The 18,345-nt window shown below is 62.0% G+C and carries 14 protein-coding genes and 1 riboswitch; of the genes, 9 read left to right on the top strand and 5 right to left on the bottom strand.

Annotated features, from left to right (window positions below; translation table 11 throughout):
- Window positions 1-50 precede the first annotated feature (50 nt).
- From ACTJKL_RS26335 to ACTJKL_RS26320, 4 genes are all read left to right on the top strand, one after another.
- Window positions 51-2,363 (top strand): NADP-dependent malic enzyme, encoded by a 2,313-nt coding sequence (locus tag ACTJKL_RS26335; RefSeq protein WP_018095133.1) that lies wholly within the window; start codon window positions 51-53, stop codon window positions 2,361-2,363.
- A 207-nt stretch (window positions 2,364-2,570) separates the two neighbouring features.
- The gene (locus ACTJKL_RS26330; RefSeq protein WP_018095134.1) at window positions 2,571-3,308 is read left to right on the top strand and encodes a helix-turn-helix transcriptional regulator; all 738 of its coding nucleotides are present in this window, start codon (window positions 2,571-2,573) and stop codon (window positions 3,306-3,308) included.
- Window positions 3,309-3,463: 155 nt separating this feature from the next.
- The gene (locus ACTJKL_RS26325; protein WP_003534106.1) at window positions 3,464-4,108 is read left to right on the top strand and encodes an acyl-homoserine-lactone synthase; all 645 of its coding nucleotides are present in this window, start codon (window positions 3,464-3,466) and stop codon (window positions 4,106-4,108) included.
- Between the two features lie 168 nt (window positions 4,109-4,276).
- Window positions 4,277-5,404: a DUF2865 domain-containing protein gene (locus tag ACTJKL_RS26320; RefSeq protein WP_440854196.1), complete on the top strand. Its 1,128-nt coding sequence runs from the start codon at window positions 4,277-4,279 to the stop codon at window positions 5,402-5,404.
- A 562-nt stretch (window positions 5,405-5,966) separates the two neighbouring features.
- Here ACTJKL_RS26320 and bluB read toward each other — a convergent pair.
- The 3 genes from bluB to ACTJKL_RS26305 form a co-directional block, all read right to left on the bottom strand.
- Window positions 5,967-6,650, bottom strand: a complete 684-nt coding sequence (gene bluB / locus ACTJKL_RS26315; RefSeq protein ID WP_440854195.1) for a 5,6-dimethylbenzimidazole synthase — start codon at window positions 6,648-6,650, stop codon at window positions 5,967-5,969.
- A 45-nt stretch (window positions 6,651-6,695) separates the two neighbouring features.
- Window positions 6,696-6,906: riboswitch (cobalamin riboswitch) on the bottom strand.
- Window positions 6,907-6,946: 40 nt separating this feature from the next.
- Window positions 6,947-7,768, bottom strand: a complete 822-nt coding sequence (locus ACTJKL_RS26310) for an SDR family oxidoreductase (protein WP_440854194.1) — start codon at window positions 7,766-7,768, stop codon at window positions 6,947-6,949.
- A 63-nt stretch (window positions 7,769-7,831) separates the two neighbouring features.
- A complete protein-coding gene (locus tag ACTJKL_RS26305; RefSeq protein ID WP_440854193.1) occupies window positions 7,832-9,025 on the bottom strand; it encodes a phytanoyl-CoA dioxygenase family protein in 1,194 nt (397 codons plus the stop codon).
- A 97-nt stretch (window positions 9,026-9,122) separates the two neighbouring features.
- On the opposite strand from ACTJKL_RS26305, the gene ACTJKL_RS26300 reads away from it, so the two are divergent.
- Complete coding sequence (locus tag ACTJKL_RS26300; RefSeq protein ID WP_440854192.1) at window positions 9,123-10,145, top strand: LacI family DNA-binding transcriptional regulator; 1,023 nt, start codon at window positions 9,123-9,125, stop codon at window positions 10,143-10,145.
- Window positions 10,146-10,154: 9 nt separating this feature from the next.
- Here ACTJKL_RS26300 and ACTJKL_RS26295 read toward each other — a convergent pair whose 3' ends face one another.
- Complete coding sequence (locus tag ACTJKL_RS26295; protein WP_440854191.1) at window positions 10,155-10,982, bottom strand: TolB family protein; 828 nt, start codon at window positions 10,980-10,982, stop codon at window positions 10,155-10,157.
- Between the two features lies 1 nt (window position 10,983).
- The gene (locus ACTJKL_RS26290; protein ID WP_440854190.1) at window positions 10,984-12,666 is read right to left on the bottom strand and encodes an NAD+ synthase; all 1,683 of its coding nucleotides are present in this window, start codon (window positions 12,664-12,666) and stop codon (window positions 10,984-10,986) included.
- 268 nt (window positions 12,667-12,934) lie between these two features.
- On the opposite strand from ACTJKL_RS26290, the gene ACTJKL_RS26285 reads away from it, so the two are divergent.
- The 4 genes from ACTJKL_RS26285 to ACTJKL_RS26270 all read left to right on the top strand — a co-directional run bounded on the left by ACTJKL_RS26285 (window position 12,935) and on the right by ACTJKL_RS26270 (window position 18,342).
- Window positions 12,935-14,854, top strand: a complete 1,920-nt coding sequence (locus ACTJKL_RS26285; RefSeq protein ID WP_440854189.1) for an LTA synthase family protein — start codon at window positions 12,935-12,937, stop codon at window positions 14,852-14,854.
- A gap of 285 nt (window positions 14,855-15,139) precedes the next feature.
- The gene (locus ACTJKL_RS26280; protein ID WP_100673095.1) at window positions 15,140-15,562 is read left to right on the top strand and encodes a TadE family protein; all 423 of its coding nucleotides are present in this window, start codon (window positions 15,140-15,142) and stop codon (window positions 15,560-15,562) included.
- A gap of 1 nt (window position 15,563) precedes the next feature.
- Entirely contained in the window at window positions 15,564-17,297 is a 1,734-nt protein-coding gene (locus tag ACTJKL_RS26275) for a TadG family pilus assembly protein (RefSeq protein WP_440854188.1), read from the top strand.
- A 106-nt stretch (window positions 17,298-17,403) separates the two neighbouring features.
- Entirely contained in the window at window positions 17,404-18,342 is a 939-nt protein-coding gene (locus ACTJKL_RS26270; RefSeq protein ID WP_440854187.1) for a hypothetical protein, read from the top strand.
- Window positions 18,343-18,345: the final 3 nt, after the last annotated feature.

Genomic DNA, 18,345 nt, shown 5'->3' with positions numbered 1-18,345 from the left:
TCATAACCGCGCTCTCGGGTCCCACGCAAGAATTCAAGGAATGCAAAGGCATGAACACGGGCGATAAAGCGAAATCCCAGGCCGTTCCCGCCAGCGGAGACATCGATCAGCAGGCACTCTTCTTCCATCGCTATCCTCGCCCCGGCAAGCTCGAGATCCAGCCGACCAAGCCACTCGGGAATCAGCGCGACCTGGCGCTCGCCTATTCGCCGGGGGTCGCCGCACCTTGCCTCGCCATCAAGGACAATCCCGAGACCGCCGCCGATTTCACCGCCCGCGCCAATCTCGTCGCCGTGGTATCCAACGGCACAGCCGTTCTCGGCCTTGGCAATATCGGTCCCCTGGCCTCCAAACCCGTGATGGAGGGGAAGGCCGTTCTCTTCAAGAAGTTCGCGGGGATCGACGTCTTCGACATCGAGATCGACGCACCGACGGTCGATCGGATGGTCGACGTCATCTCGGCGCTGGAGCCGACCTTCGGCGGCATCAATCTCGAGGACATCAAAGCTCCCGAATGTTTCGAGGTGGAGCGGCGTCTGCGCGAGAAAATGGAAATACCGGTCTTCCACGACGACCAGCACGGGACCGCGATCATCGTCGCTGCCGCCGTCCTGAACGGCCTGGAACTTGCCGGCAAGGACATTGCCGAGGCCAAGATCGTGGCCTCAGGTGCCGGGGCGGCGGCGCTTGCCTGCCTCAACCTCCTCGTCACGCTGGGCGCCAAGCGCGAAAACATCTGGGTCCACGACATCGAAGGTCTCGTCTACAAAGGGCGCGAGGCCCTGATGGACGAGTGGAAAGCCGTCTATGCGCAGGAGAGCGACAATCGTGTGCTCGCCGACAGCATCGGCGGAGCCGACGTGTTTCTGGGGCTCTCGGCCGCCGGCGTTCTCAAGCCTGAACTGTTGGCCCGGATGGCCGAAAAGCCACTGATCATGGCGCTGGCCAATCCTACGCCGGAGATCATGCCCGAAGTGGCCCGCGCCGCGCGCCCCGATGCCATGATCTGCACCGGACGCTCGGATTTTCCGAACCAGGTCAACAATGTCCTCTGTTTCCCGCATATTTTCCGTGGCGCGCTCGATTGCGGCGCACGCACCATCAACGAAGAGATGAAGATGGCGGCGGTGCGAGCGATAGCAGGCCTTGCCCGCGAGGAGCCGTCGGATGTCGCCGCGCGCGCCTATTCCGGCGAAACGCCCGTCTTCGGCCCCGATTACCTGATCCCTTCGCCTTTCGATCAGCGGCTGATCCTGCGGATTGCGCCGGCCGTGGCAAAGGCTGCAGCCGAAAGCGGCGTCGCCACGCGTCCGATCCAGGACTTCGACGCCTATCTCGACAAGCTCAACCGTTTCGTCTTCCGCTCCGGCTTCATCATGAAACCGGTCTTTGCTGCAGCGAAGAATGCGACGAAGAACCGCGTCATCTTCGCCGAGGGCGAAGATGAGCGGGTGCTGCGGGCCGCCCAGGTTCTGCTGGAGGAAGGTACAGCCAAGCCGATCCTGATCGGCCGCCCGCAAATCATCGAGACCCGACTGCGGCGCTACGGCCTCAGAATCCGTCCCGACGTCGATTTCGAGGTCGTCAATCCCGAAGGCGACCCGCGCTACCGCGACTATGTCGATGATTATTTCGCCCTCGTCGGGCGGCTCGGCGTCATTCCCGAGGCGGCCCGCACGATCGTGCGCACGAATACGACGGTCATCGGCGCGCTCGCCGTCAAGCGCGGCGAGGCGGACGCGCTGATCTGCGGGGTCGAGGGACGCTACAGCAAGCATTTGCGCGATGTATCGCAGATCATCGGCAAGCGGTCGGGCGTACTCGACTTCTCGGCGCTCAGCCTCCTGATCTCACAACGCGGAGCGACCTTCTTTACCGATACCTATGTGAGCTTCAGCCCGAGCGCGGAGGAGATCGCTCAGACGACGGTGATGGCTGCAAACGAAATCCGCCGCTTCGGCATCACGCCGCGTGCCGCCCTCGTCTCCCATTCGAACTTCGGCTCGCGCGATTCCGAGAGCGCATTCAAGATGCGCACCGCACTGCAGCTCGTGCGCGAGCTAGCCCCCGATCTGGAGGTGGACGGAGAAATGCATGGCGATTCCGCCATCTCCGAGGTCCTGCGCCAACGCGTGATGCCGGACAGCACGCTGAACGGCGAAGCGAATCTGCTCGTCTTCCCCAATCTCGATGCCGCCAACATCACGCTCGGCGTGGTCAAAACCATGACGGACAGCCTGCATGTCGGCCCGATCCTTCTGGGCTCGGCGCTGCCGGCGCATATCCTGTCGCCGTCCGTCACCTCGCGCGGCGTCGTCAACATGGCAGCGCTGGCCGTCGTCGAATCGAGCCATCCCGTCTGAGGGATGGCGCGCCTCCTCATTGGCGATGGAGGGCAAAAAAACGCTGCTTCCAGGGGAACCGACGCGGCCGCGCTAGCGATATTAGGCTCAAAACTCAACTTATGATTGTATAGACCGGATTACTGCACCGTTTATGAAATATTGCACTAGACAAAACCGGCCGCCGTAAACCATGTTTATTATAGGGGCAAGTTTCGGTGTTACGGCATGACTAATCAACAAGCTGTCCTCAATTTGCTGGATATCGTGGAATATGGAGGTTGCGCCGACCCCGAGCGCTTCTTCGCCCTGATGCGTCGAACCTTCAACATCTCGCATCTCCTGTATCTGGAGGCGGAGTCGCTTCCGGATGGTCTGAGAATCTGCCGCCTGCATCACACTTTCGGCGCCTACGCCGCTGAAATCTACGCCGCCAGGGAGCTTTACAGGATCGACCCGATCCTCAAGCTTGCGCTAGGCGGTGTCAGGCCCGTGGAATGGGCGACAGCGCGGCGCCGCTTTCCGGAATGCGAGCCCCTCTTCGAGGCGGCCGAGGAGATCGGGCTTTCCACCGAAGGCGTGGCCTTGCCGCTCCCCTCGCCTGCAGGCCGCATGGCGCTCCTCGCAATCGGTGCCAATATGTCGCCGGTCGAGTGGTCCGCCTATCGCCGTTGCCATCTGCGCGATTTCCAGCTCGCTGCCAACCTGTTCCACGCCTCCATGCTCGAACATTCGGCCATGGCCGGGGCGCTCGACGAGCGCGATCTCCGCCTGACCGGGCGGGAAACCGAAGTGCTCACCTGGTCGGCGGCCGGCAAGAGCTACTGGGAGATTGCAACTATTCTCGGGATATCCGAGCGAACCGTGCGTTTCTTCATGACCAATGCCCGCCGCAAACTCAATGTAGTGTCCAACACGCAAGCCGTAGCGCACGCTGTTCGACATGCTCTGATCCCCACCATCTGACGGGTTGCCGGCCCGGGACAGGACCGGCCACTCGCAGTTTCCCCCACAAATCTATTGGGAAAAAACAAGAAAATAAACTGTCACTATAGACAGTTACATATGTCATCCGAGCCTGACAGCATCGCTACATCGCGTAATCACGCATGGAGCGAAAAATGATCAGGATAGTGAACGGAAACGGTCGCAGCCAGCATCCCCAGGCCATCGACGAGATGTTCCGGCTGCGTAAGCGCGTATTCCACGACTTCTTGAAGTGGGACGTCAAGACCGAAGGGGACTGGGAAATCGACCACTACGACAAGGCCAATCCGCTCTATGTCATGTCGTACTCGCCGGACACTGGCAAGATTCGTGGCTCTCTCAGGCTCCTTCCGACGCTCGGTCCGAATATGCTGGACGATACGTTCCCGATCCTGCTCGGGGACAATCCGGAAATCCGCAGCGCGTCGGTGTGGGAATCGAGCCGCTTCTGCATCGATCCCGAAATTTCCCAGGATCGCGCATCGAACCAGGTCACCATCGCCGCGGCCGAACTGATGTGCGGTGTGGGCGAAATGAGCCTTGCCTCGGGCATCAGCCATATCGTCACGGTCACCGACGTTTTCCTGGAGCGAATGTTCCGCCGCATGGGTTGCCCGGGGGAGCGCATAGCCGACCCGCACAGGATCGGCTCCGTCCATGCGGTCGCCATTGCCTGGGAGGTGAGCAGGAACCTGCTCGAAACGATGAAGGCTGTGGCCTCCATCGAGGGTACCGTCCTCGATCGCCCGATGTCGCTCGAAACGGCGCGCGCCGCCTGACCCGATATTCCGGGCCGTGCAGGTCGCACGGCCCACTGCTTTCCATTCAAGGGCATTGCAAATTAACGCAGATGCCCTCTTCCCGTTGCACCATCTCGACAAGGTCCTATGATGAGGCGGTAAGGCGGACACATCGGCAACGGTCCGCTGCAAGGCAGGAAGAAGCACGTGTCCGCGTCCCCGAAGGTGGCATCCAAGATCCGGCGCATCGCGGCGGTTCTCGTACCGCTCGCGTTGGCGACAACCGGTCCGGCTGCGGCATCCGGCGTTTGCGAACGGCTGAGCGCCCGCCTCGCCGGCCTTCCCACAGGTTTCACGACGAATGCCAGCCTGCGCGATTTCACAGGTGCGGTCTCCCGCCAGAACATCGAGTTGCGACGCGCCAAGAACGATCGCCGCCGAATGGAATGCAGCAGCGACAGCGTCGTCATTATCGGCGGCGATGACGAGGCGGCTTGCGCCGAACTCGACGGCACGATCGCGCGGATGGAGGAAAATCTGCGGCAACTCAAGGCGCAGCGCAGGCATCTGATCGGCGGTGGCGACGACGACGTTCGGCGGCGCATCCTCGCCGCAATGGAACTCAACGGCTGCTCAGGGGTGCGCGAGGCCTGGGATACCGGAAGCGCCGGAGGCGAGTTTGCGAACGCCGCCGCCCGGGAAACGGAGGTTCACCGGAACATCGTGAGGGACCTGCCGCCGGACAGCGATGCCTATCCGCTACTACTCGACGCCCCCGGGGCAGAGCTTCCGCTCATGGAGCCCGATTTCGCCGGCAGCCTCAGAACCATGTGCGTGCGAACATGCGATGGCGCCTTCTTTCCCATCTCCTCGCATGCCACGCCGGCGGACTTCGGTCGCGACGCCGATCTCTGCCGCGCGCGCTGCCCGGGTGCGGAGACGGAGCTCTACTACCATGTGCTCGCAACGGAAGAAGCGGACCGGATGGTTTCGGCAACGACCGGCCGACCCTACACCGACCTCCCAACGGCCTTTGCCTACCGGGCGCGCGGTGTCGGCTCACCGGGCATCTGTGGCTGCGGAATTCCGGATTCCGCAACGGATGCCAACAGGCAAAAGACAGGCTCTGCCGGAAAGCTCACCGCCGTCAGCCCATCGGTCATTACCATGGGCAGCGAGAGAAAGGCGCCGCCCAAGCCGATAGAAGAGCGGCCCTACGACCCGACCAAAAACAAGGTCCGCATCGTCGGTCCGACCTTCCTTCCGCAGGAAGAGAGCGCGATCGACCTCAAGCATCCGCTTGGGCCGCGATACCAGCCGCTGCAGGACAATTGACAGGCGCCGTTGCGAGCATTCCGCGAGAATGGCACGCATCTTCTTGATCCAGAGCCCGTTAAGCAGCGACCTTTGCGCGTCCGGTAAGATGCGCAGCGCTGTGGGAAACTTTTCGGAGGACTGCAATCTCTCCTCCGTCCTCGTCCCTGTGCTCGTCACAGGGATGAGAGCAGCGCCGCGTCTGCGGCGCGGGAGAGTTCTTTCAGCCCAAGGACTTGGTCTGGCTGGATTCCTGTGACGAGCACAGGAATGAGGGACCGGGGATGTGCGGCTACTACATCGAAGCGAAGCGGGACGCTGTATACGGGCGGGAGCTTCTGCGCCGCCTCGCTATCTTCACGGTTTATGAAATGCGCCGAGGGGTCGCACCCTCTCGACCCTCATCCCTGTGCTTGTCACAGGGATCCAGCAGCGCCGCGTCTGCGGCGCGGGAAGCGTTCTTTCAGCCCAAGGACTTGGTCTGGCTGGATTCCTGTGACAAGCACAGGAATGAGGGTATCGAACAAGCCGCGTCGGGTATCCAGAGTATCACCAGGCCTTAGATCGACCCTAACATCGTGATCTAACGGACACCCCAGCCTTCCTCGAAAACGAGATCTTCGAGCGGCAAGCGCTGCCGCCAGCCCTTCGCGGCGAGTTCCGGCTCTTGATACAGCTTGTCGACGAAACCCAGGCAAAGCCAGGCAACGATTTCGATATGCTCCGGAATCCCGAGAATCGCCTTGATCTCCCTCTCATGGAAAATGCTGACCCAGCCGACGCCCACCCCTTCGGCGCGCGCGGCAAGCCAGAGGTTCTGGACGGCGCAAACGGTCGAGTACAGATCCATCTGCGGATTATGGGTGCGGCCCAGGACGACCGCTCCGCCGCGCGTCCGGTCGCAGGTCACGCAAATGCTGAGCGGCGCCTTGCGAATGCCTTCGAGCTTCAGCGAGCGATACTTCGCCTGCCTTTCGCCGAAAAACATCTCTGCGGCCTCGTCATTGGCGCGCTGGAATGCCTGCCAGACTTTCTCCCGCGTCTCGTCCCGACGAACGAGCACGAAGTTCCAAGGTTGCATGAAGCCGACGGACGGCGCCTGGTGCGCCGCAGCGAGCAGTCGCGCGACCAGATCCTCAGGCAGTGGTTCGGGCAGGAATTCGTCGCGCACGTCGCGGCGGGTCTCTATGGCACGATAGACGGCGGCGCGCTCGTCCGGCGAAAAAGCTCCGGCCGCCGCAAGGCAGCCGTTCTGGTCAGGCAGCATCGTTCGATCCCCAACAATGCGGAAACCTCCCGCCGTCCGCGCGGGGCCGGTCTATCTCGCCAGGCCGGTCTTCTGACTTCGGATCATCCGTTCGCGCCGCCTTCCCGAATCACGTGAAGATTCAGTGGCAAAGGTCTGAAAAGATTCAGACCAACCTGGCGAGAACGTCCCCGTCACAGCGTTGGGCACGTGCCGGAACTGCACCGGCTTCCCGATTCTCCCGCATTTCGCGGGCACCTGACGGCGGCATATGGCCACAGCTCCCCTCGAAACGCAAGGCGAGCAAGAGGAGAGCTTCAGAGCGGTGCCTCCGGATGAGGCGAGGCGTCATAGGCCCCCCAGATCGACTGATCGAAACAGATGACGGAACCCGTCATGAGGCCGGATTCTGCCGATGAGAGATAGGCGCAGGCGCGCGCGACCTCGGCCGGATCTACGAGCCTGCCGAAGGGCTGGCTCGCCGCCGCCTTTTCCAGCCAGTTCGCCGGCGCATCGTGATATTCGCGCTGGATGCGGTCTTCGCCTTCCGAGGCCATCCAGCCGATGTTGAGGCCGTTGGCCCGTATCCGGTTGCGCAGGACGGCATAGGCGGTGTTCCTGGTCAGCGTCTCCAGCGCCCCCTTCGACGCACAATAGGCTGTGATGAAGGGCTGGCCCGCCTTCGCCGACATGGAACCGATATTGACGATCGTGCCCTCCGTCTTCTCCCGCCGCATCACCTTTATCACCTCCTGCATCAGGAAGAATGGCGCCCGCACATTGACCGCGAACATCCGGTCGAAGAGTTCCGGGCTGGTGTCGAGGATCGTGCCGCGATCCGTGATCGCCGCTGCGTTGACCAGCGCGTCGACACGACCGAAAGTGCGGTCGCAAGCAGCGACGACCGCACGGGCATCCTCCACCCGCTCGAGATCCGCCGGTACGTAGACGACCTTCGAACCGGTCGCCGCGGCGATCTCGGCAGCTTTCGCCTCGCCCTTCGCCGCGTTTCGCCCGCAAATGACGACGCCGGCGGCGCCACGCTCGGCAAAGAGTGCGGCAATCGCGGCACCGAGCCCCTGCGTGCCACCGGACACGATGGCGATCTTCCCGTCCAAACGGGCGTGGTCCGTGCTCATCCTGTTCCTCCCTTTGATATGTTGGTGAATATGGCTTCGTGACCGTGCATTGAGCCAGGTGGTTTAGCTTAGCTTTCTCGCCGCCTGATCGGCCAACGCCTCGGCAAACGCCTCGGCACTCCATTCACCGGCAAGCGCTTCGTGCATCAGCTGCGCCTGCGTCCTGGGCGCCAGACCGCCAACCGGCGGATCACGATCGAGATTGGTCGGGAATGAATAGCCTTCGGCGCACGCGGCAACCGCATGGGCAATTTCGTCCTGCGTGAGCTTGCCGCCGGCCGCAAGGACTTTCAGAGCCGGAAAGAGCACGGCGCACATGTGTTCGCGATCCACCGTTTCCATCGCCCTGCCGAAGGCGGAGGATACCTGCAGAAGATTGGCGACACGCTTGATTCCCGCAGACCGGTTGCTGCCCGCGGCGTGGAAAAGTGCCGGGTTGAAGAACACGACATCGCCCTTCTCCAGCGGCAATTGCACATAATTCTCTTCGAAATAGGCGCGGAACTCCGGCCGTCTCAAAGCGAGATATCCAGGCAGATACGTCTGGCTATAGGGCAGGAACAAGGTTGGCCCGCTTTCGACCGGCATGTCGCAATGAGCGACCGCGCCCTGGAGCGTCAGGACCGGCGAGAGCCTGTGCACATGCGCCGGATACTGCTCTATGACGGCCGAGGTCTGGAAGCCCAGATGGTAGTCGCGATGCGGCGATTGAGACGCGCCGCCCGGATTGACGCGATTGACCTGCGCCGTCATCTGGTAGCTCGGACCAAGCCACGCCTCACTGACAAGCGCGATGATGGCGTTGGCGTAGTAGGCGGCGAAATTCTCAGGGTTCTTCAGGCAGTGCTTTTCCAGAGAATTCCAGATCCGGTCGTTGGCGCCGGGCTTGGCGAAATGATCGCCGCCGCCGCTGTTGGTGCGGTGCTGCTCCTCGATGATCTCATCGAAGATGCGGCTCGCTTCGTCGACCACATGCGTATCGGTGAAGGCACGCTTGAAGACCGCGACGCCCGGCCCCGTCGCGAGCACTTCGCAGATCTCCGCAAGCACCGACCGCCTGCCGTCCTGCGTGCCGCAATCACCGATAAGACGGGCGCTGTCATAGATCAGGACGTTCTTCTGGCAGTCTGCCGCGTGCGGATAGTCCGCGAGGCCGACACGGTGCTCGACCGCGGCGCGAAATTCCTCGATATCGCAGGCCGCCTCACTGAGCCAGACGCGTTTCAGACGCGCGCTCGCGGGATTGTCCGTCTTCATCAGTTTTCCTCCTCAAGGACGACGATGATCCGACTATACGGCTTGCCCGCTTCTGATATAGAGCAGGAATCCATCAAAAAGCCATCAGGAGGGATCGGTGGCACATCCGTTTCTCGTCAAGGACATCGCCTTCCAGGCGGGACTCAGTACGGCGACCGTCGATCGCGTCCTCAACGGCCGGAGGGGCGTGCGCCAACAAACGGTAATGCGCGTCAATGCAGCCATTCGTGAACTCGAGAGGCAGCAGGCCGGCCTTGAGGTACAGGGACGCAAAATTGCCGTCGACGTCGTGATGGAGGCACCGGAACGCTTTACCGAAGCGGTGCGCAAGGCATTCGAAAGCGAAGCCGGGACCTTCATGCCCACCCTTTTCCGGTCCCGCTTCCATTTCGCCGAGACCATGCGGCCGCAGGACATCAGCCAGTTGCTCGACCGTATTCGGCTTCGCGGAACCGACGGAGTAGTCCTCAAGGCGCCCGACGTGCCGGAGATTGCCGGCGCCGTAGCGCGGCTCGAAGAAGCGGGAGTTGCGGTCGTCACGCTCGTTACCGATCTGCCGCATTCATCGCGGACGGCCTATGCGGGGGCTGACAACCGCGCCGCCGGGGAAACCGCAGCCTACCTGATCGGCGAGCGCTTCGCGGACCGTCCTGCGACGGTGCTGGTCACCATATCGAGCAGCCGCTTTCGCGGCGAAGAGGAACGCGAGATCGGCTTTCGCCGCGTGCTGCGGGAAAAATATCCGCATATCGGCGTGATCGAGATCAGCGAGGGCCACGGCAGGAACGAGGAGACAGGCGCACTTGCCCTCAAGGCAATCGGCAGCCATCCGGAGATCAATGCTGTTTATTCGATCGGCGGAGGCAATCCCGCCGTGCTCGACGCCTTCAGACAGTTGCAGCGCGGCTGCCTTCTTTTCGTCGCTCACGACCTCGACGAGGACAATCTGGACCTCCTGCGTCAGGGCCTTGTCCAGTTCGTTCTTCACCACGACCTGAAAACGGACGTCCGCATGGCTTTCCACGCAGTCATGGAGCGCCGGGGCGCGCTGCGCGCCTCCGAAAAGCGGCATCTTTCCGCCGTCGAAGTAATCACCCCTTACAACCTGCCGCGTGTCTGACCCCGCAGGCTATTCCTCCGGCTGATAGCGTACGAAGGCAAAGGCGGTGCCCGAGGGCGACCAGTTCGGGACGTTCACCGTCCCCTGCCCGCCGAAGAGTTCGAGCAGTACGCGCGCATTGCCGCCGTCCGCATCCATCAGGCGGAGACGCACGTCGAGATCGCGCGGGTGATCGAAGACATCGCCGTCATAGGAGAGCACGAGCAGGTGCCTGCCGTCCGGCGACGGATGCGGAAACCAGTCGCCGTAAGGGCTGTCGGTGATACGCTGTAGATCCGCGCCGTCCGGCCTCACCCGCCAGATCTGCATGCGGCCGGTACGGCTTGAATTGAAATAGATCCACTCCCCGTCCGCAGACCAGTCCGGCCCGTCATTGCGGCCCTGCCCCTGCGTCAGGCGGCGTTCCTCCCCGCCTTCGACCGGGATCGTGTAGATGTCGAAGACCTGATCGCGGATTCCGCAATAGGCCAGCATGCGTCCGTCGGGCGACCAACCGTGCCAGTAGGACGGCAGGTTGCGTGTTACGAGCCGCGGCGTGCCGCCTTCTGCCGGCAGCAGATAGATTGCCGAACTGCCGAATTCCGTCTTGTCGCTGATCACGAGCGTGCTGCCGTCGGGCGAAATCCCGTGATCGTTGTTGCAGCGCCGGGCAAAGCCGGTATCGATCTCCGTGGGCTCGGAACCGTCGAAGCCAAGCCGATAAAGCCTGCCGTCGCCGTTGATGATGAGGAATTTTCCGTCGGGTGACCAGTTCGGTGCCTCGACCAGCCGCTCCGTCTGCCAGACGACGCGCGTCTCGCCGGTCGCGATGTCGAAGATCTCCACCGAACTGCGCATGCTACCCCCTGTCGCGGAAGCGGTTGGTGATCGGATAACGCCGGTCGCGGCCGAAATTCTTCCTGGTGATCTTCACGCCCGGCGCCGACTGGCGGCGCTTGTATTCAGCGATGTAGAGCAGGTGCTCGATCCGGTGAACGGTTGCCTCTTCATGCCCGCGCGCGACGATCTCCTCCGTGCTCATTTCCTTCTCGACCAGGCATTCGAGAATGTCGTCGAGCACCGGATAAGGCGGCAGCGAATCCTGATCCGTCTGGTCGGGGCGGAGTTCGGCCGACGGCGCCTTGTCGATGATGTTCTGCGGAATGACTTCGCCAGACGGGCCCAGCGCTCCCGGCGGAACGGTGCCGTTTCGCCAGCGTGCCAGCGCGTAAACCTGCATCTTGTAGAGATCCTTGATCGGATTGAAGCCGCCGTTCATGTCGCCGTAAAGCGTGGCGTAACCGACCGACATTTCGGATTTGTTGCCCGTCGTCACCACCATGGAGCCGAATTTGTTGGATATCGCCATCAGGATCGTCCCGCGCGTACGGCTCTGAAGGTTTTCCTCGGTAATGCCCGCCTCGGTTCCCTCGAACATGTCGGAGAGCGCGCTGAGGAAGCCCTCGACCGGCTCTTCGATCGCAACGATGTCGTAGCGGCAGCCGAGCGCCTTGGCGCATGCCTCGGCATCCTGCAACGACTCGCGCGAGGTGTAGCGGTAGGGCAGCATGACCGTGCGAACCCGCTCCTCGCCCAACGCATCCACCGCGAGCGCCGTGCAGATCGCCGAATCGATGCCGCCGGACAGGCCGAGAACGACGTTCCTGAAGCCGTTCTTGTTGACGTAATCGCGAAAGCCCAGCATGCAGGCGCGGTAATCCGCCTCTTCGCCTTCCGGTATGCGCGACTTGAGCCCGTTGGTCGAGGTCCAGCCGCCCGCGCCCCTTTTCCATTCGGAGACGGCCACCGCCTCTTCGAATTGGCTCATCTGGAATGCCAGCGACTTGTCCGCGTTGAAGGCGAAACTCGCGCCGTCGAAAACCAGCTCGTCCTGGCCGCCGAGCTGGTTGGCATAGATCATCGGCAGACCGGTCTCGATCACCTGCCGCAGCACCACCTGATGGCGCACGTCGACCTTGCCTCGGTAGTAGGGCGAACCGTTCGGTGACAGGAGGATTTCGGCGCCACTCTCCGCGAGGGTCTCGCAGACGCCGAGATCGCCCCATATGTCCTCGCACACCGGTATGCCGATCCGCACGCCGCGAAAGTTCACCGGGCCCGGCATCTCACCCGCGTCGAAGACGCGCTTTTCGTCGAATTCGCCGTAGTTCGGCAAGTCGACCTTGTCGCGGATGGCGATGATCGTCCCAGCGTCGAGAACTGCAACGGAATTGTGCCGGAGGCCGGCGGCCCGGCGCGGAAAGCCGATAACCACGCCCGGCCCGCCATCTGCCGTCTCCGCCGCAAGCTTCTCCACCGCCTGCTCGCAGGCCTTCAGAAAAGCGGGCTTCAAGACGAGGTCTTCCGGCGGATAGCCGGAGATGAAGAGCTCGGTCAGAAGCAGGAGATCGGCGCCTTCGCGCGCCGCCGCCGTTCGCGCCTCGCGTGCTTTCGCGACGTTGCCGGCAATGTCTCCGACCGTGGGATTGAGCTGTGCCACGGCGATCCGTAGCGTTGAGGGAGCGGCTTTCTGTGCAGTCATGAGCGGGCCCGTCGTCTCTCGTCAGCGAATGCATGTGTCGTTCGCGCTGTTCTTACCGCATCCGGGAGAAAAAAACCCGCCCTCAATCGAGATCCGGCTGAAAAAATCCGAAAAGCTTCGTGTTTTCGGACCGTTAAGCGCAGCGCAGAAATTCTTTAGCCGCCACAGGAACCTGGCAGCGGCGGCGCCGTTTCCGCCATTCATCCCCTGTTCAAGATGACAGTCGTATGACGGTAGAGTGAAATATTTGTGAAACTGGAGACGCCCGTTGGCCCGTATCGATTCCGCCGTGAGCAGCTCTCAAGTCTACGCCGACGGGCAAGGCTCTTCCGCAAGATATACGAGAACCCTGTCGGGCGCCCGCAGTGCGCTCTTCACGCTTCTCATTGCGACGGCGCTCGTCTTCACCGTCGAATTGATCGTGCGCTGGTCCTTGCCCGAAACCGTCGCCTATTTCACCGATCCCATGCGCCCGGCCTGGACCACGGTCGCCGTGTTCTTCCTCGCCATGCTCGGCGTCGATGCCCTGTTCGGCCGCGAGCACAAGGCCGCGCTGCTCGTCGCGCCGCTCGCCGTTGTGCCGGCATTCATCAGTCAGCAGAAGCAGGTCTTCCTGTCCGATCCGCTCTATCCGACCGATTTCCTTTTCGGCCGGCAGATCATGGAGCTGATGCCGGTACTCGTGAAGGACAGGCCGTGGACCGCAGTCGGCGTCGTCGCCGGTTTGATCGCGGCCATCGTCGTTGGCGCGCTCCTGCTGCGGTTCGCCTGGCGGAATTTTCCCAAGCTGACACGTCGGGAGCGGCTGATGCGGATCGCATTCGCCCTGCCGCTGCTGGTCGCATTCTGGAACATCATGGACTACAACCAGTTCTCGTGGATCCGTGACCGGCTTCGTGTCATCCCCATCATGTGGGACCAGACCGAGAACTACCGCCACAACGGCTTCGCGCTTGCTTTTGCCATCAACCTCCCGATGGCCAACGTAAACGCGCCGGCCGGCTATATGGCGGACGCGATCGACCGGATTCCGGTAAAGTCGCTTCCCGCCGGCACGACCCATCGCGGCAAACCGGATGTGATCGTGCTGATGAGCGAGTCCTTTTGGGATCCTACGCGGCTTCCCAAGGTGAAGCTCACGCCCGACCCGATGCCGACGATCCGTGAACTGCAGGGCGGCAACGTATTTTCTCCGGAATTCGGCGGCATGACCGCCAATGTCGAATTCGAAGCGCTGACCGGTTTTTCCAACGCGTTCCTGCCCTATGGCAGCATCCCCTACCAGCAATATATCCGCAATCCGATTCCCTCGCTCGCCACCTTCTTCCGCGGCGAAGGCTATGTTTCGCGCGCCATTCACCCTTTCCAGGGATGGTTCTGGAACCGCACAGCTGTCTACAAGGCCTTCGGTTTCGACATGTTCCGGTCGGAAGAGAACATGCCGGCCATGCAGAAGCGCGGCATCTTCGCGTCGGACGAGTCTTTGACGAAGGAAATCATCCGCCAGGCGGACGAGGTGGAGGATCCTTTTTTCTTTTTCGCGGTGACCCTGCAGGGCCATGGTCCCTATGAGGCCAACCGCTATGCGAAGAACACGATCAAAGTCGAGGGCGATCTTCCCGAGGCCGACCGCCAGGTGCTCGCCACCTATGCGCAAGGCGTGAAGGAAGCCGACGATAGCCTCAAGATGCTGATGGACTGGGCGAAAGAGCGCGACCGGGAGACGATCATCGTTCTCTTCGGCGACCACCTCCCACCGCTGAACACCGTCTATTCCAGCACCGGTTACATGAAGGGCATTACGGCCGAGCGCAAGGGACCGAAGGATCAGATGAAGGCCGAGCATGAGACGCCGCTCGTCGTCTGGTCGAACAAGACGGGGCCGAAGAAGAACATCGGCACGATCAGCCCGGCCTTCCTTTCCTACCAGATCCTGAAACAGGCGGGCTACGAGCATCCCTACTACACTGGGTTCCTCGGCAAGGTCTACGACCACTACCGTGTCCTCGACCGTTACATGCTGATCCGCAAGAACGGCAAGGACGTCGCCGACTGGCTGCGCCAGCCGAAGATCCCCGCATCGCTGCGTGACTACCGCTTCCTGCAGCACGACATGATGTTCGGCAAGCGCTACAGCACCGAGCGCTTCTTCAAGTCCCACGCCGAGCTTTACAGCGCTGGTTTGTGAAGGGACTCGGCTAGGACGGCCAATCCCCCCGGCTTCACGAAGCGTTTCACTGCTTTCGACAAGCAGTGAAGCGCTTCTTGATTCCGGGCGAACCGTGCCCCCTCGGGAAAATGTGGCAGACGCCACCGAATTCAATTAAAACGCGAATAAATATTTCCTAAATTTCAATTTTCCACAAGCAAAAACAAATACTTGCAGGCGTATAGAATAATTAACGATTGTGGCGCAGCCTGAAGCTGCAGAGACAATGGGAAACAAATACTCAGAATACTTCGGAGGTGCCGCATGTCCGTTTTCAACCGCCTGCTCGGCAGTCGGAAGGGTGCTGCCGCCATTGAATTCGCAGTCATTGCGCCGCTTTTCTTCATGTGCGTGCTGACGCTGATAGCCTACGGGATCTATCTGAGCGCCGCACATTCGATCCAGCAGATAGCCGCGGATGCGGCACGGACGGCGATTGCGGGCCTTTCCGAAGAGGAGCGGGAGCGCCTTGCGACCGATTACATCCGGCGCACGACGATGAGCCAGACCTTCATCGACTCCTCCCGCATGAACGTCACCGTGCGCGATGACGCCAACAATACCAACCAGTTCACCGTCACCATCTCCTATGACGCAAGTGACCTCCCCATCTGGAAGCTCTTCACCTTTGCCCTGCCGGGTGAGCAGATCGAGCGTTACGCGACGATACGCGTGGGAGGTATCTGAGATGCATGGAGCGACATCCGTCTTCCGGCGATGCCTGCAGTCCCGCACCGGCAATATCGGCGTCTCGGCGGCCCTCGTCATGCCGCTGGTGGTCGCGTCGATGGGGCTCGGCATCGATTACGGCTATCTCACCCTTCAGCGGCGCGAGCTGCAGTCTGTTGCGGACCTCGCCTCGATCGCGGCCGCCGCCAATGTAAGTTCAGCCGAAGAGGCCGTGCTCGCCCACTTCCGGAGCAACGGTCTCGGCTTCGCCGTCTCGACTCCCTCGGGGCTGATGACTGTGGACGGCAAGCTCCTGCCGAACGACGTCGAAACCGCCGCAAAGGGGGTGGCTACGATCGTGCGCGGGCGCTATGTCCCCGACCCGACGATCGATGCCGGCCAACGGTTCATCAGGGGGGCCCTGCCCGCCGACGCCGTCCAGGTTACGCTTGAGAAGAAGGGCGACATCTATCTTGCGGCGCTGTTCAGTGACTCGCCCGATTTGAGCGTGATCGGCACCGCGGCGAGTTCGAAAGTCGCTGCCTTCTCCGTCGGCTCCCGCCTTGCCAGCCTCAATGGTGGCCTCTTGAACGCGATCCTCGGCCAGATGCTCGGCACCAATGTGGCGCTGAAGGTCATGGACTACGAGGCATTGATCGACGCCGACATCGATATCCAGCCATTCCTCAAGATCATCGCCACCCGCCTCAGTCTCACGGCCGCTTCCTATGAAGACGTGCTGGCGACGGAGCTGACGATGCCGCAACTGCTCGGATCGCTGCGGCTCGTGCAGGGGCTTTCCGGAACGGTGACTTCAGCGCTCAAGTCCGTCGAACTCGCAACAGCCGGGAACAGGCAGACATTCACTCTGGCGCAGATCCTCAACATCGACCCGAAAAAGAGCCTCGGCATAGATGCGGGCTCGGACTGGTCGATGAAAGTCAGTGCATTGCAAATCGTCTCTGCCGCTGCGGTGATTGCCAACGGCGAACATCAGATCGCGCTCGACGCCGTTGCGGGCCTGCCAGGTATTGCCTCGGTAAAGGTCAGGCTCGCGATCGGTGAACCGCCCGTGGAAACGCCGAGCCATCGCCTTGGTTCACCGGGCGCGGCAGTAAGAACGGCACAGACGCGCCTCGCCGTCGAAGTCGTCATCGACGGTCTCGCGGCTCTCGCCGGGACCCGCATTCGGCTGCCGATCTATGTCGAACTCGCCCATGCGGAAGCAAAGCTCTCGGATATCCGTTGCTACGGCGGAACGCCGGAGAATGCGGCGGTGATCATAGATGCGGTTCCCGGCGTGGCGGAGATCGCCCTCGGCGATGTCGATCCCACCGTCCTGTCGAGCTTTTCGTCCGACGCCCGGGTGACCCGGGCGCGGCTCCTCGACGGTCTCATCAAGATCGACGGCATCGCCCATGTCGAGTCCAAGAACCTGCAACCCTCTCGCCTGGCATTCAGCCCCACCGAGGTTGCCTCGCGGACGATCAAGAGCGTCTCGACCAGGGATATCCTGTCTTCCACGACCAAGACCCTGCTCGGCAATCTCGACGCCCAGATCAATGTGGGCGGTCTCCTCTCGATCGGAAGTCCGACTTTATTGCAGCAGGCCCTGGCGCAAACACTCGGCGCGGTGACCGCACCCGTCGATCAATTGCTCTACAATCTACTGCTCCTCGTCGGCGTGCGCATCGGCGAGGCCGACGTGCGCGTCACCGGCGTCAAATGCCAACGGCCCGTTCTTGTTCAGTAAAGCGCTCGCACACGTGCCGATTTCAATTTCGTGTGAAACAAATCGCAGGCCTTGCGCATTGTTCATTACGCGTGAATGGTAAATGCGGGGCGAAGGGACCATTGCAGTGCCCCCAGCGCAGGAGTGGGGGCGCGCGCAGCAGATGCAGCGGGTCGCGGAGAAGGGCAGCTCTGAGCAGCAGGTACCAACCGGCTTGACGGTTAGCGACTTGGTGCAAAATCCAAATTTCCCGCAAATATTGCAGGCAGGCGCGCGAACGCTGATCGCCGTCAATGACCTCTTCCCGCGCGTTGCGCGGCTGGTGGCGTCACACCAGAAGTGGATGCTGACCCAAGCGGCCTATTCCCTGCATCTCGAACGGGATGCCAACAACCCGGAATCAGGCATCACTGCCGCGCGGTTGCTCAAATTCATGCGGGATACCGGAGGCGCCAGCCGCAACACGGCGGCCGCATTCCTGGCGGAACTGGTCGCTTACAAGCTGCTTCAGCCGGCATCCGGCGGACGTACCAAGAGAGCGCGCCCTCTCGAGCCGACCGAGGTCAGCGAGACCGCGATGCGCCTCTGGTTCAAGAGTCAGATGAGCACGATCGATCTCCTCGACGGCGGAACCAGAGTCTCACGCGTCGAGGCGGACAAATCGATTTTCGAACGCGCCCAGCCGCTCGCGGCACGGCGCCTCCTCTCCGACGGCAGATGGACGACGCCGCCGAAGGGTGTCGCCATCTTTGTCTGGTCCGAATCGGGCGGCGTGATCCTCGACGATCTCATGACGCGCGTCTGCGAATTCGTGCCGATGGACGGCAAGGTATGGGTCGAAGTCAGCCTGGCGAAACTCGCCGAGCACTACCTGATATCGAATACCCATGTCCGCCGGATATTCGCCAGCGCCGACGCAGCCGGGTTCCTTGGCAAATCCGAGGATGGACGACGCGGACGGTTCTGGCTGAGCGCACGGCTGATCGAGGAATATGTCTCCTGGCAGGCGGTCAAGATCGAGGCTTTGGCCAGCGCCTATGATCAAGCCTCCGATTGGCCTGCTTGACTG

Source organism: Sinorhizobium sp. 22678 (assembly GCF_052044265.1).
GTDB classification, from domain to species: domain Bacteria; phylum Pseudomonadota; class Alphaproteobacteria; order Rhizobiales; family Rhizobiaceae; genus Sinorhizobium; species Sinorhizobium meliloti_A.
Note: the sequence above shows the minus strand (reverse complement) of the source record. Positions and strands in the feature narration are given on the sequence as shown.